Annotated in this window: 17 protein-coding genes; 6 read left to right on the top strand and 11 right to left on the bottom strand. The window is 58.5% G+C overall.

The features are described 5' to 3' along the window. Positions 1–921 (bottom strand): FecR domain-containing protein (locus tag IE127_RS12400; protein ID WP_189425964.1); only part of this gene is annotated, 921 nt, incomplete at its 3' end. Between the two features lie 137 nt (positions 922–1058). On the opposite strand from IE127_RS12400, the gene IE127_RS12395 reads away from it, so the two are divergent. After that, entirely contained in the window at positions 1059–1238 is a 180-nt protein-coding gene (locus tag IE127_RS12395; protein ID WP_189425963.1) for a helix-turn-helix domain-containing protein, read from the top strand. Positions 1239–1342: 104 nt separating this feature from the next. Here IE127_RS12395 and IE127_RS12390 read toward each other — a convergent pair whose 3' ends face one another. Beyond that, positions 1343–3739, bottom strand: a complete 2397-nt coding sequence (locus tag IE127_RS12390) for a DUF4214 domain-containing protein (RefSeq protein WP_189425962.1) — start codon at positions 3737–3739, stop codon at positions 1343–1345. 406 nt (positions 3740–4145) lie between these two features. Here IE127_RS12390 and IE127_RS12385 point away from each other — a divergent pair, with 406 nt between their 5' ends. After that, positions 4146–4376 carry a hypothetical protein gene (locus IE127_RS12385; RefSeq protein ID WP_189425961.1) on the top strand — a complete coding sequence of 77 codons (231 nt, stop codon included), beginning with the start codon at positions 4146–4148 and terminating at the stop codon, positions 4374–4376. A 118-nt stretch (positions 4377–4494) separates the two neighbouring features. Continuing rightward, a complete protein-coding gene (locus IE127_RS12380) occupies positions 4495–5265 on the top strand; it encodes a GGDEF domain-containing protein (protein ID WP_189425960.1) in 771 nt (256 codons plus the stop codon). A gap of 34 nt (positions 5266–5299) precedes the next feature. Here IE127_RS12380 and IE127_RS19925 read toward each other — a convergent pair whose 3' ends face one another. After that, the gene (locus tag IE127_RS19925; protein WP_373297315.1) at positions 5300–5548 is read right to left on the bottom strand and encodes a DUF6894 family protein; all 249 of its coding nucleotides are present in this window, start codon (positions 5546–5548) and stop codon (positions 5300–5302) included. 165 nt (positions 5549–5713) lie between these two features. On the opposite strand from IE127_RS19925, the gene IE127_RS12375 reads away from it, so the two are divergent. Next, positions 5714–6343 (top strand): DUF1236 domain-containing protein, encoded by a 630-nt coding sequence (locus IE127_RS12375; RefSeq protein WP_189425959.1) that lies wholly within the window; start codon positions 5714–5716, stop codon positions 6341–6343. 83 nt (positions 6344–6426) lie between these two features. On the opposite strand, the gene IE127_RS12370 is transcribed toward IE127_RS12375, so the two are convergent. Genes IE127_RS12370 through IE127_RS12360 form a run of 3 tightly spaced genes read right to left on the bottom strand, consistent with a single transcriptional unit; the run spans position 6427 to position 8147 of the window. Then, positions 6427–6807 carry a hypothetical protein gene (locus IE127_RS12370; RefSeq protein WP_189425958.1) on the bottom strand — a complete coding sequence of 127 codons (381 nt, stop codon included), beginning with the start codon at positions 6805–6807 and terminating at the stop codon, positions 6427–6429. Continuing rightward, positions 6797–7228 (bottom strand): hypothetical protein, encoded by a 432-nt coding sequence (locus IE127_RS12365; protein ID WP_189425957.1) that lies wholly within the window; start codon positions 7226–7228, stop codon positions 6797–6799. The genes IE127_RS12370 and IE127_RS12365 overlap by 11 nt, the downstream gene beginning before the upstream one ends. 4 nt (positions 7229–7232) lie before the next feature. Further along, positions 7233–8147, bottom strand: a complete 915-nt coding sequence (locus IE127_RS12360; RefSeq protein ID WP_189425956.1) for a glycoside hydrolase family 19 protein — start codon at positions 8145–8147, stop codon at positions 7233–7235. A 53-nt stretch (positions 8148–8200) separates the two neighbouring features. On the opposite strand from IE127_RS12360, the gene IE127_RS12355 reads away from it, so the two are divergent. Beyond that, positions 8201–8467, top strand: coding sequence for a hypothetical protein (locus tag IE127_RS12355; protein ID WP_189425955.1), 267 nt, complete (start codon positions 8201–8203; stop codon positions 8465–8467). 560 nt (positions 8468–9027) lie between these two features. Here the strand turns inward: IE127_RS12355 and IE127_RS12350 are convergent. From IE127_RS12350 to IE127_RS12330, 5 genes are all read right to left on the bottom strand, one after another. Further along, positions 9028–9816: an SH3 domain-containing protein gene (locus IE127_RS12350; RefSeq protein ID WP_189425954.1), complete on the bottom strand. Its 789-nt coding sequence runs from the start codon at positions 9814–9816 to the stop codon at positions 9028–9030. Positions 9817–9895: 79 nt separating this feature from the next. Then, the gene (locus IE127_RS12345; protein ID WP_189425953.1) at positions 9896–10369 is read right to left on the bottom strand and encodes a hypothetical protein; all 474 of its coding nucleotides are present in this window, start codon (positions 10367–10369) and stop codon (positions 9896–9898) included. Between the two features lie 90 nt (positions 10370–10459). After that, a complete protein-coding gene (locus IE127_RS12340; protein ID WP_189425952.1) occupies positions 10460–11455 on the bottom strand; it encodes a phage late control D family protein in 996 nt (331 codons plus the stop codon). Next, entirely contained in the window at positions 11455–11682 is a 228-nt protein-coding gene (locus tag IE127_RS12335) for a tail protein X (RefSeq protein WP_189425951.1), read from the bottom strand. Before IE127_RS12335 ends, IE127_RS12340 begins: the two co-directional genes overlap by 1 nt. Then, entirely contained in the window at positions 11682–12128 is a 447-nt protein-coding gene (locus IE127_RS12330; protein WP_189425950.1) for a phage tail protein, read from the bottom strand. Before IE127_RS12330 ends, IE127_RS12335 begins: the two co-directional genes overlap by 1 nt. 147 nt (positions 12129–12275) lie before the next feature. On the opposite strand from IE127_RS12330, the gene IE127_RS12325 reads away from it, so the two are divergent. Further along, positions 12276–13355, top strand: a complete 1080-nt coding sequence (locus IE127_RS12325) for a diguanylate cyclase (RefSeq protein WP_189425949.1) — start codon at positions 12276–12278, stop codon at positions 13353–13355. Positions 13356–13534: the final 179 nt, after the last annotated feature.

The raw sequence follows: 13534 nt of genomic DNA, 5'->3' as shown, positions 1-13534 counted from the left end.
GCCGCCACCGTTGCCGTTGCCGCCACCGTTCCCATTGCCGCCGCCGTTTCCGTTGCCGCCGCCGTTCCCGTTTCCGCCACCGTTCCCGTTGCCGCCGCCATTGCCGTTGCCGCCGCCGTTCCCGTTTCCGCCGCCGTTTCCGTTGCCACCGCCGTTCCCGTTGCCGCCACCGTTCCCGTTGCTGCTCTCTTTCCGATCACTCGTAAAACTGGTTGGCGTCGTGACAGCGGGCTCTCGAGGCGTTGTCGTTGCTGGAGAGCTATCGCCCCTGTCAGCCCGTTCTGCACGTGAAGTGGAAGCAATAGCCTCAAGTTGCTGCGGCGTTGTTGCCTCACCCTCAAAGGTGTAGATCGGCGGCTTCGCACCGCCGCCCTCGACTTCAAGAACCGTCGTTTCAGAGACGCTTGCCGATTGACCACGGGTAATTTCTGTGACCACGCGGTGCACAGGATCCTGAACCTGCACGCGTCCGCGCTCGACCTCGACCTCGGAGCGGCCATTGCGTGAGATCACGGTGAAGCGGGTACCCTTGACCACGGCCGCCAGGTAGGGCGTCTGGACCGAGAAATGCTGCACATCTTGTACTTCGGCTTCGATGGTGACCTTTCCGTAATGCTGATCCACAGTGGTAAACTTGCGGCCGCGCGCATCACGAACGACAATCTGCGTCTCTCCTGCCAGTTCGATGCGCTCTTCATCACGTACAAGTTCGACGCGTCCGCTTGCGAGTGTCCGGACGACTTGAACCTCTGTCACCACATCGCCAAGCTCGAGCGGTGTCCACGCAGCATTCTCGTGCACGAAGGCCAGACCTCTTATGCCTTCGACTGTCCAGTCGGCGGCCAGAGCGGCAGGCGAGACGGCCCCAAGCAGGGCGATCGCGAACGGGAGGAAAGCAATTCTCTTACAGGCGGGGGACAAGTTGAGGCACTCCAGGATCAATGCGGTCTGCACGCGCTGACACTGAACTGTTGCAATTGCCGGTTGCTTAATTCTTGATCACAATTTTAGAGAAGTTACCTCCCGAGTCACATCGCTAGAGGAAGTAGGTCGGTTCAATGTACAGTCACCCCCAGCACAGTGCAGATCAGGAACAGGTCGCCTTTCTGCGACGCGAGGCAGGCAAATGGCTGCGGGGGCTCCGGGAGGCTGCCAACCTCAGCCAGCGCGACCTGGCCAGCCGTGTCGGCTTCGAGCGCTACGCATTCGTCAGCGGCGCAACATCATGGACAAGATAGGCGCTAGGACGGCGCTGCACCTGGCCGGAATGATCGGCGGGTTTAGCTAGCGAAAGGTCTTGGGCAGAGTGACGCTAGCGTCACTCTGCCTCCCTATTATGGCCTTATGCGAACGTAAAGTTGCCTTGGTCGAACAGGTGACCAAGAACGGCCAGCTCCTGCGCATCGGTGAGCGTCACGAGCCCATCGGTCGGCGTGCTGCCTTCAGCGTAAGTCAGGCTATCCATCCCCTGGTTGACCTCTTCCGCATCAAAGGTTGGATTCGCGGGATCCCCGTCCCAGTTCGGATCAATGGCCTCCAGGAATTTGCCCTTCTCGAATCTGCTGAGAGCATTCGCGAAGGTTAGCGAACCGCCATCATCAAACTCGACGATAAACTCAAACTCGGTCCGTTCGCTGCCGCCCGGGCCGCTATAAACTGTGTTCCCCGCCAGTTCGAAAGAGTTGGTGTTAAACGTCAAATCCTCGCCTGCAGCAGTCTCAGCCACAGTCTGGTACGCGGAATTGTCCTCGCCAAGTTTAATGGTCACAGCACTAGCAAGCTCATCGATGCTGTCGAAGCCGAGGAACTCGACAAGATCGAAGGTAAGATCTGCACCTTCGGCCTCAGCAGCGACACCCGATGCGCCGCCATTTCTGATGTCGTCGTATCGCTCCACCGGTCCGAAATTGAAATTGAAGATAACGTCTTGGCCTTGCGTTTCCCCACTGGCAACGATGGTGTCTTGACCGCCAAGCTGGATATCCTGGGCTTCAGTTCCCAAAATCAGGATATTGGTTCCAAGCCCGCCCTCAAGACGGTCGTCACCGAAGTTCGCAGGATCTTTGCCTGTTACAGTCGGGTCATCGCCCCATAGAAAATCGTTGGCGGCATCCTTGCCGCCTTGGATGAAATCACTACCGGCGCCGCCGATTACCGCGCCTCCACCGACACCTCCGAAGAGGCCGCTATCATACTCGACACCGTGAATGGTGTTCGCATCAATTTCGAACACTGCCTCGGATAGATTGTTGACCAGCAGCCCGTTCAGGGTGTTTCCAGAGATGTCATGGCTTTCGAGAGCACTCTGGTCATCGGCGCTGGACTCGATACGGAACGCGTACTTTTCTCCATTGAACGTGTTGTTCGTAATGGTGAGTGGAGCGTAGTCCCCATAGATCTGAACGCCCCACCCCCCGGTGCCTTCGGTCAAATTGAAAGTGTTGTTATCCGCGGTGTGGCCGCCGCTGAGATAGGTAAGCCCGAACTTCACATCAAATGTGCTGCCGGTGATGTCGACCGTACCATCCTTGATGTGGTTGCCGCCGCCTCTCGAATAAAAAACGCTGTCGGAGATCTCGACATCTCCGTTGCCGTTATTGAACTCCCACAGGCGCACGTCGCTGTCGTAGGTAGCGAGAAACGCATCCTGGATCGTAACGCTCTCGAAATCCGACGAGAACGTCTTAAACTTGCTGCCGACCTGCGTGAGGTCCAGCACGTCGTAGCCAATGATATCGAGAGGCCCATCGGCGCCTTCCGCGACATAGGTGCTACTATCGTCCTTATTTAATCCGCTCGTCGTCTGGCTGCCTATTATGACCGTGTCGCCGACACCGGCCTCGTTGAAGGCCTCAATTCCTGGTCCAAATTCCTTGATGTCCTCGCTCGAGATCACGGTGATCTTGTCATTGGCAAAAAGGTAGCCATCGAGCAGAGGTGCGCTCGCAGGATCAATGGTGATGTTGGCACCATTTGGATCGAGCACGGTGGCGCTGTCCAACGCGACGCGGACAGTGTCATAGCCGGGCGCTGAGACAACGATCCGATTGTTGCTGTCAACAGAAATGGTGGCGTAAGCGCCGTCAGCGATGGTCAAGGTTCCGTCACTGGAGAGTTGGGCAGCGTCAGGAAGGTTCGAGCCCCCCGAGCCGCCACCACCGCCGCCTCCTCCACCCGGTGCAGGGCCTTCGCCTTCGTCGGGCGTCTGACCTTCCCCGGGAGATTGCCCCACGAGTTCGTCAATCGCCGCTTCCACCTCTGCGCCGGTGGGAATGCTGTCGGGGTCAGCGGTGACCTGATTGAGATATTGCTGACCGTAAGTTTCGGCGTTGTCGCCACTATAGGCCGCAATTTCTTCCGGTGTGTCGAGGCTGGCGGTGAAGACCTCTGCTGCCGCCAGCTTGTTTTGAATGATCTGCGCATCTTCGTTCTGCGCGCCGTCGAGAATGTTGATGGCAATAGTCTCGATCGGCAGCGTACCGTTGTCGAGTGCATCCGTATAGAAAGCCAGCCCCTCGGCATCCGGCTCACGGCCGAACAGCGCCTGGTAGATCGCCGTCACGATCTCACTGTTGCTCTGGCCAGCAAACCGCTCATAGAACTCCGGCGCATCGGTAAAGGCGGCGATCATCTGCGAGAGATCCTGGCCGTTGTTCGTCACCTCATTCCAGTAGGCGAGACCGCCCGGATCGGCCGGCCGACCGTAAATTGCTATATAAACACCTTGTACGCTTGCCATGCCCAAGCTCCCTCCATCGAAAATTCTTTCGAGCAAGGAAACACAGGGTTAGCAGCGTGACAACGATAATGGTTACAATTCAGTTAACGAAAAACGGTAAGAACCTGACCAAGCCTTCCTATTTCATTTCGAAACATAGCTTTTTTGAATTTATGTTCTTTGAAAGAACTTAAGCTCATAACAATATCATTGAGCATCGATTGGGCAAGATTGTACAGCGCGAGCGCAATCGCTTCCGGATGCTGTCGGTCATATTCTCACTCCCGATCGCAGTGGCGGGCTGTTCCTCTCCCAGACCTGCACGAGCGGAGGCCGTGCGCCACATCAGTCGCGCACGCTTTACCCGTCACTTAACTCTTCCCGCAGTACTTAATTTCGGGACGCCGCTGCTGGACGTCGAAGTTGTTTGCTGACCGAAGTGTTCGATCGAAGCGTCGTTGATGCAGCCGTTGCCGGAGACTCCTCGCGGCGCGTTCCCGAGGTCACGGCACCGGTACATGCCACCCCAATCTCCGGCACCGCGTCCAGCAGCGCCAAAAAGATGAAGTCATCGCGATCCCGCGTCGAGCTGGCCGGTCAAACCTATCTCAGCGACGGCAATGCGGCGCTGAAGCAGGATGACTGGAGCGAGTTTTAGATCCCGACACCGACTTGGGGAAAGGAAGGCGGGGCCGGTAAAACACCCTGGCTGAATAGGCAGCTTTTTTAAGCTTCGTCGTGGAATGTAATACATCTCGTCTGGAGGAGATCGTTGCATGAGACTCGATCTGCTGAATTTCAGCCCCCGCGGCCTCGGCCGCGTCTGGTCAATCCCCCTGTTTGGGACGTTGGTGTGCATCGCCATCACATTGTTGGTCGACAGCGCCAACTTCCCCAACATGAATGAAGCGGAACTGCGTCGGGCGCTTGCCGTCGATATTCTCCTGCCCCTCGGCCTTGCTGGCCCTCTTCTGTTTCTTTTCATGCGCAAGCTGCGGCAACTGGCGATCGCGCAGCACGAGCTCGCCATTCTGGCGTCCACCGACAGCCTGACGTCCTGTTTGAACCGGGGGGCTTTTGTAACTCTGGTGGACGCTTATCTGGCTGAGGCTCGCAAGGGAACCGTGGCAACAACCGGAGCGCTGCTCGTCGTTGATGCGGACCACTTCAAGGGCATCAATGACCAATTCGGGCACGACTATGGCGATCAGGCACTTCGTGAAATTGCTGCCTCGATCCGCAAGGTGCTGCGCAATATGGATCTTGTGGGGCGCATCGGGGGTGAAGAGTTCGCCGTTTTTCTCCCGGGCGTGACGCCGAGCCAGGCGGAAGCCATAGCCGAGCGGGTACGATCCGGAATCGCTGCAGCATCGATCGAGACAGACGAACAGCCCATTACCATGTCGGTGAGCGTTGGCGGCACGCATTTTTCAGGCCCAGTGCCCTATATCGACCTGTTTCGAGCAGCTGACAATCAACTGTTCGCCGCCAAAAACAGCGGGCGCAACAAGGTCTGCTTTGCCGCTTTCCAACCGAGCCTCGCTTAAGCAATATGCCGTGGTTGTCGAGAGCGCGCTAAGCTCATCTGGTTGAGCTGTTGAGGCGAGCGACGGACCGAAGCAGAATGGATCCGAGATATTGGCCGTTCTCCGACACAACTTCTACGGCGTCAATTCCCAACTCTAATCCGTCTCGCATCCTATCGTCTGCAATCTCACGCGCGACCTCAAGTGCAGCAGCCATAGCTCTAGGTGCACTTGAAAACTTGTGCTCGCCGGGATCAGGTCTTGTGGTTTTGCCTTCACGGAGCTGAAGGAAATAATGTGCCATACGGATCTACGAGTAGCACGTATAGCGGTTCGATAAAGATCCTTGCAACAAAAGGTGACTGCTCTCGTTTGATTGCTCGCGGGGCGCAATCGCAATGGCATTGATCAGAAGACAATGCCTCACAGTGCGGTGTCGTATCGGGACATCGCTCGAAAGGACCAAAAAATGAACAAGCTCCACATAAAGTCCCTCATTGCAGCTTCAGCCGCGGTTCTGGCGTTCAGTGCCACACCTGCAATGTCGCAGACGGCGGAAGACGGCGGCGCGGTTGTCGGCGGCGCTGGTGGTGGCGCAGCCGGCGCAGGAGCAGGGTTTCTACTCGGTGGCCCGCTCGGTGCGGTCGTCGGCGGTTTTGCCGGGGCCCTGATCGGATCGGAAGCTGGCGTCGCTGCCACCACAATCGACTATGCAGCAAACAATCCTGTTGAGCCGATCATCGTTGACCAGGCAGAAATTGGCTACGTGCTGCCGGAAACTGTCACAGTCCATCAGGTCGAAGGCGACCCCAATTACGGCTACGTTTACGCAAACAACCGTGTTTGGATTGTCGACAACAATTCCCGTGAGCTCATTCAGTCACCGGGTTATCTTGTCCAACAGACCACTGCCGATTACGTCCTGGCCAATCCGGTCGACTCGGTGGCGGTAGATGCCGAAATCTCGGCTGGCTACACGGTGCCTCAGGACATCGAGTTGATTGGCGTGCCAGATCAGCCCACCTACTCCTACGTTTACCTCAACGATCGCCCGGTGCTTGTCGAGAACGGCAGCAGGACTGTTATCTGGGTTGAGTAAATGACTTGGCGCCGCCCTTTCCGGGGCGGCGCTCATAATCTTCAGCGTCAGGCAGATCGTCGTGCCTCTCGGCTAGCAGGACGTCAGCCCCTGCCCCCGCTCCTCGCGATCTCCCGCGATAGCTCACGGATCTCGGTCCGTGCATCCACCAGCATCGCGGCCGCGCGCTCAACAGCTTCTGTGTTCCGATCCAGGGACTGCCTGAGCGCTTTGCGGTCGTCGTGCTCTTCGCGGCGAAGCACGTTGTTCTCGGTCAGGATCGTGTTGCTGGCCTCGATGGTAGCGGCCAGGTCATGCATCGCCACTGAGTCACCCGTGATGATCGTGGTCTTCTTCTCCGCGGGCGCTACCTTCATCGCCTGTACGGTCTTCACCACCCACTGAACGCCAAACAGCGCGCCAACGATGATCACCGCAGCTGCACCGCCGATCTGGTAGAGAGCGCTTATCTGTTCACTGGTCATATTCCGGCGCCACCGCATCAAGAAGGGCCCAAGCGGCGGCGAAGAAGCCGAATATCGCCAGCACACAATAGGTGCCGATGCCGGTGGTGCCAGTGCCCGACGCCAGAAAGCCGATCGACAACATCAGAAACAGAAACACCTGCAACAGCGCCGATACAAAGCGCAGCGCTGCCGTTGGCTTCGGCACGGTGCCATTGACGATCAGCGCGGCCACGTTGACACAGCCCAGCACCAGCACGCCAATACCCCACACTACAGACCCGCCGAGAAAACCACTGAAGGACTCAGCATCCATCAAGGATGGATTGAACAGCAGGATCCCGCCGAACACGAGCGAGATGCAGGCGTGTTCCCATTCCAGCGAGCGAAGGCGGAAGCGCTGCCTGAGGTGGCGCGCGCTTTCCTCGATGACGGCTTTCACTGCCCTACTCCGCATTCCGCGGCGCGCGGTAAGCACCTACGACCGCCGAGAGAGATGCCACGAAGCCGCTCATCGCCACGGCGAACTCCGGCGAGCTGTAGGGTTCTGGAATCGTTCCGGTGAACATCAATAGCGTCCATCCAGCGCTCGCGAGCGCAGCCCATTTGCCGGCACCAACAGCCTTGCTGACCTGCGCCATTGGTGATGGGCGCGGGATACGGATTGGCATTTTCTCCTGCTGGGCGGTTGGCAAGATAGTCTCCACGGTTTCGCGAATGAGGGACGTTAAGTCGATGGACGGCAGGGATGGTGCCGAGGGCCGCGGCTCAGGTGTTGGCTCAGGGATCGCCACCCGCTCGCCATAGCGGGCTGCCTTCAGCGCGGCTTCAAACACCAGCGCCAGCTTGCCGATCTCGATCTGCTTATCGGTGCCGTTGACGATGCGACGAGCATTGGCGAACTCGCGCAGATCCTCGTCGTCTGCCTCATCGATATCATCGATGTAGTCGACGAGATCGCGGCCGGTGAACCAGCCATTGATCATGCCGTCGAAGAGGATATTGACCGAGTGCTTCGGCGTCATGACGAGGTCAGGGTTGGCGCCGAAGTCGACGCCGTAGAGCTCGCTGGCCTTGCGGTAGTTCTCTTCCCAGGTCAGTTGCACCAGGCCACGGCCGTAGTAGGGGAAGTACCGCAGGTTCTTCTTGCGCCAGGTTTCCGAGAGCCAGAAGGCTTCCTTCACCGGCTGCATTGTCCGCCCGCTTTCCCACCACGCCGTGGCAAGGATATAGGCCAGATGGTGCAGCGCCGTTCCGCGCCGCAGCCCTTCGTCCAGCACCAGTTCAAACCCCACGACGTTCGCCTGCGTCAGCGCGCCAAGCGTTGGTCGCAGGGCGTCGTAAAACGCCTTGCGCTGCATTTTGTAAGTCTCCAATAATTGCGGTAATGGTCGATAGTTGTTGGAGGCGGGAATTGAGCGACCCGAAACAGATACTAGCCGAATGCCAGAGACTGCCGACTACTGTCTGGCTTGTGCCAGCCGGCGATCAGCCAAGCACTGGATGGCTAAGCCGCCGCGATGCGCCGACTCTCATAGAGGCACTCGAAACAATTCGGCAGGACCGTATGCAGGGAAGACGCGTCTCGCACGGCGTTCAGATACACATGCAGAGCGGCGACCGGCTGCTAACGAACGACGAGATCGACGCGCTGTTGAGCGAGGTGAGCGACGGCGCCTAGTAGCAGCTTCGATCAGCCGATCGAACAGCGTGACGGCGAGGACGATGCAGCTGACGCCGATGCACAGCGTCCAGAGGCTGTTCGCGTCCCCCTGCGCACCTTTCGAGGCCATCACGCCTTCAAGCAGATGCCCCATGAAATAGAGGCCGAGCAGCACGCCCGCAATGATTGGGCCATGGTCAAATCTCCAGTGATGTGTAGGATTACCGGATGGACCGGATCATCGAATTCTTGATGCCACGCCGATTGCTGCTACTCGCTCTACTGACGATAGCGGCATGGGTAAGTGGATACCTGGCTTGGCAGGGCGTCGTGTTCGTGAGCGGCGGGTAGTTCAGGATATCCGACAGACTTGCCAGGCACTTCGACACCTCTACGCCGTGTTGGCCCGGCATACACACGCGTATCTTGATCGGCATGGCGCCTTGTCGGAATCCTGATTGCGTCGAGCAGCGACGATAGCGGCGCTCTCAGCTGGGCCATCAATGCACAGAGCATTCCAGCGTTAGGTGCCACTCCTTAATCGAGTTGCCGATCTGATCGCAGCGCCCCTTGGTCCGCTACCGTCTAGAGCATCCCTGATTGGAACGAAGTTTTCTGATGTCGAATTTGCCGACAAAACCGCTACGGACAGCCTGACCTTCCCAAATTCTGATTTCATAGAAATCATCGTTGGCAGAGCCGACAACGGCTACGCAGTCACCCTGACTTAGCGTTGTCACCACCCGGCTGCTTTGTTCCGGCGCGCTATGAACATCCGTTAGGTCACCCTTGGAGTAGTGTGTCTCCGAAGGCATGGCGGACGGCCTTTGAGCCGCGTCGTAATGATGCCTTTGGGGCGAATCAGGATTCTGCCGTGAATATCCCGGATGTGTGTCTGGTAGCGTTCTGGCCTGAAGCGAATAGTTGAAAGCACCGATCGAACTGCCAATAGAAAGCACAGCTAGGCCGCCTATGGCCAAGCCAGCACCAGCCAACCCTAGCATCGACGTGACAGACACATGTCCACCGACGGATCTGCGTTTCACCAAGTAGATAGACACGCGCAAGAATATGCCGGCCACTCCCATTACAAGCGCCGCAGCCATCATCGCGACGGCCGCCTTGAGCAGATAATCGATGCCGGAAAGGAATTCCTCTTGGTCGATCGGCCCCAGCGCATACCAGATCAAGCCGAAGGACAAGGCTCCGCCAACGAGCATCAGGGCCTTTATTCGTCGGGAATTATGGCTTTCGCCCGCTGAGTTGGCTGCCAGAGCTGCCGCCCCCATCGCAAGCGCAAGTGCTCCAAAGGCAATCAGCACAGACAGAGCGATCATCAGCACTATGATCGGTAGAATAATAATCATCTTGAGAAATTTAGCTCCGTGTTGCCTCTCGATTGCCGTTCTGCATGGCGTTGAACAGATGCCGTCACTGAACTTAAGCTTAGATGATGGCCGCTACCATCAAAGTTGCTGTCCTTATGCCAAGAGCGGAAGCGACTAGAGAAGCGCAGCTCAACGCACCGATCTTTCCAACACCGACGACGCCACTACGCTTGAGCGCGTAACTGACAGCGCGCAGTGTTGCTGCATTGGTGAGAAGCACGAGCGTGGCAGCGGCTGAGCTCAAAGCGAGCAGAATGCTGTATTCAAGCATCTGCTCAACACCTCGGCTTGTGGGTTCTGGAATGATTTGCCACGCATACACAAATGCGATCACCCCTCCGAGGATCACAATCGCCTTCACCACAGTCGACTGGCCTGCGCCCTGAGCAGCAGACAGTGCGCCTGATACCGCTGCGGCCGAAACGGAGAACGCGGTGAACCCGACCATCATGACAAACAAGAGGATGCCCAGGACAAAGGGGATAAGGATCATTATTTGCCTCGTTCGCTGGGCCCCAAGGATGCGGATCATCGGGTGTTAACATGCGGACAAGAAAACACAATCTTTGAGTTTTCTCGCGTTGCTCATGAATACCAGACCAAGGGGTTACCACCCGGCCCGTCACCGAGCGTCTTTACCTGCCCCTTCGCTCGGGTGCTTCAGTTCGAGACCGGTTCGCGATCCGCCACTGCGGTCCGCCTTGTGCCTGACCGACACGATGCGATAGCTGCCATCGACCCCGGGCCGCGCGCCTGAGAGCGTGAACAGCGCCTCGGCCGCTGCGGCAACGGTCAGGTCGAGATCGACACTCCCACCACCATCCTCACGCTCGCCCTCGCGCTTGTGCGTGTCATTGGCCTCTTTCGCCTCATCGGCGTCAGCCATCACGTCACGCGCCAGATTGTCAGCCTCGACACCATCGGCGCCAAACGCCAGCGTCTCGGTCACGAACTGGGCTGACTTACGATCGAACCACTTTGCCGAACCGCTCTTGAACGCCCGTCGCGGAGCACGAGGGGTGATGTCCCAACTGATGACGTTCTGCCCAACGACGCCGGCAACGGCGCCGACAGGCTCGGCCCCGCGCTTTGCCAGCACGGCGCGATCGCCCCGGACCTTGAACGTGCCACCAAGCTTCTTGGCCAGGCGGTTGCCGAGCGCAAGAAAGCTCTCGCCCTCGGCTGACCAGTAATCGCGAACGATGCCCGCGAAGTCCGGGTCGATGGCAATCGTCATCCCGGCATGCTCGGCGGCGCGACCAAGAAACGCCTCGAGGCTCGCATCATCCAGGTGGAACGCCTGCGGCTCTTTCACTTTGCCCGTCGAGTCGAACCCCTTGGCGCGGATCTTCAGAACGCGGCCAGCACTGCGCGAGCCGCTCGATTGCGGCTGCTCGATGAACCCCTCGAACACCTTGCCGCCCTCGAGATAGACCACCAGCCGATCGCCCTTGCTCGGCAAACGCACCTGCCCGTCAGCGTCGTCGATCGTCAGGCTGCAGGTATCGGACGAGGTGCCGTCGCGGTCCTCGATCTCTATGTCGATCAGCACCGGCCGCCAGGCCGAGGTCAGGTCACGGCCATTGATCAGCACGCGCCAGGAAACGGTCCAGGCCATCAGGCGTCTCCGAACAGCGAGAGCACCTTGCGCGAGCGCTGCGAGGCCTCGATCGGCGGCTCCGGCAGCGTCACGACGGCGCCGAGCGGCAGGACCGGCCCTAGTGCGGCAAGGCCCGGGTTCAGGGTGAGCGTGGATGCAATCAGTGCCCGCCCTGCCCCGCCGAATCGGCGCCAGAGCAACAGGTCGAGCGCCATTCGCTCGCGGGTGATCGTTACGGTTTCCATCAGAGGGCCTCGAACAGAGAGAGTAACATGCCGACGATACCGCCCGCCGGCGCCGCCACATTGCCGGCATCCGGCTCCACCTTCACCAGGGCGAGCTGATACTTCACGACAAAGCCCATGCCGTCGCGCAGCAGCTCTTCGTGGCCTTCACTGACGCTCTCGATCGCAAACCAGCCGAACATCTTGCCGTCGCCGCGCATTACCGGCAGCGCGGTCCCTTGGCGGCTCAGTGCATGCGCCATCTCGAGCTCAGTCATCCCGCCGATCTTCGTCGGCAGCAGCTGACCTGAGATCGAGATCTTCTCATCGGCCTCACCCATGAATTCCCGGCCGGGGAGCGCATTCATCAGCGGTTTGACTGCGAGGTCAGCGCCGCCAGCACGGCTGAGCGAGTCAGCCGAAAACGGCCGCGTACCGAGCGCGATCGGCCCGATTTGGTAGAGCATGGCATTTCCTTTGAGCTGATGAACTGGTCTCAACCTCAAAAAGGCGGAGCAAACTGGTGGGCTTGCGATGCGGCGGTTCACCGATCGTTCATCGTGCGAGCAAGGTCTGTGAATAGCCTGCAGAGCGCCCAAAGGGAGGACACCGGAATGAGTTTCGCAGTCGCTTATCTGAACTCATTTGGGTTGGCCGCTTTGCTGGCGGTCGCATTTGGTCTTTCGCTACGTATGCGCCTCAATCTCCATGCAATGAACATTGCCGTTGGGGCACTGTTCGGGGCTGCCGCTGCGCTGGCAATGCAGAATCCGATACCTATTGCCACTGGGGTCTTCGTTGATCCTCGAAACCTCTTCGTAGGGCTTTCGGCAGCATTTCTCGGTCCGTTAGGCGCCGCAGCTAGTCTGGCAATAGCCGCTCCGTCACGCATTGCATTAGGCGGAGCAGGGGTTGGCGCCGGGCTCTTGGCGATGAGCATCGCTGCGTGCGCAGGTCTCCTCTGGGGATATGCGACACGAGAGCGGGATTGCGCACATCCTCGCTGCCTTCTCCTTCTGGGGGCCGGCGTGTCCTCTTCGCTTGTCGCCACAATGCTGTTGCCGCTCGAGACGATGCTATCGCTGTTACTGAATGCCGGCCCTTATATTGTGGCATTCAACCTAATTGGCGCCGTCTTATTTGGTGGTCTGATGATGCGGGAGCGGGTGATTGCGCACAGGTTCGGGCAGCTGAAGCTACAAGCCGCCACGGATCCATTGACCGGTCTCTTGAATCGACGCGGGTTCGAGAGAGAGCTCGAACCGGTGATTGTCGGGGGCGAAAGCGCTGCTGTTTTGATCTTCGATCTCGACCACTTCAAATCGATTAACGATGTCTACGGTCATTCGGCAGGGGACGAAGTGCTGGTCGCAGTTGCATCGCTCCTGAAGCGAAGCCTGCGGCAGCAAGACATCGTTGCGCGCTTTGGCGGCGAAGAGTTTGTCGTGGTCCTGCCAAGGACGGACGAACTTGCATCACAACGCATAGCTGAACGACTCCAGATAGCTATCAGTGAAATTTCAGTGCCCAAAAGCACGCCGTTGAAGCAAATATCGACAAGTGTCGGTGGGTTCTGGGCGGAGACAACATTTGATGCAGTCACCTCTCTCCGCCATGCGGATCGTGCGCTGTATCGCGCCAAGAAACAAGGGCGCAATCGCACGGAGTTTTCCGCAAAAGTAATGGCGGCTTAAAGCATGCCGCCCCTTATGTGTTTTCATGAGGTTCCGCATCTACGAACTCGCTCATTGCGTAGACTCTGCCGCTGAAGTCGTGCCGAATTATACCGTCGCTTAGGCGATCACGTTAAAGCGACAAGTAGAGTATATTAACCGTGCGTGCGTAAGCTCTTAAGCCTAATTACGGAGGCTCT

The sequence above is a fragment of the Devosia pacifica genome (genome assembly GCF_014652635.1).
In the GTDB taxonomy this organism is placed as follows: Bacteria; Pseudomonadota; Alphaproteobacteria; order Rhizobiales; family Devosiaceae; genus Devosia; species Devosia pacifica.
Note: the sequence above shows the minus strand (reverse complement) of the source record. Positions and strands in the feature narration are given on the sequence as shown.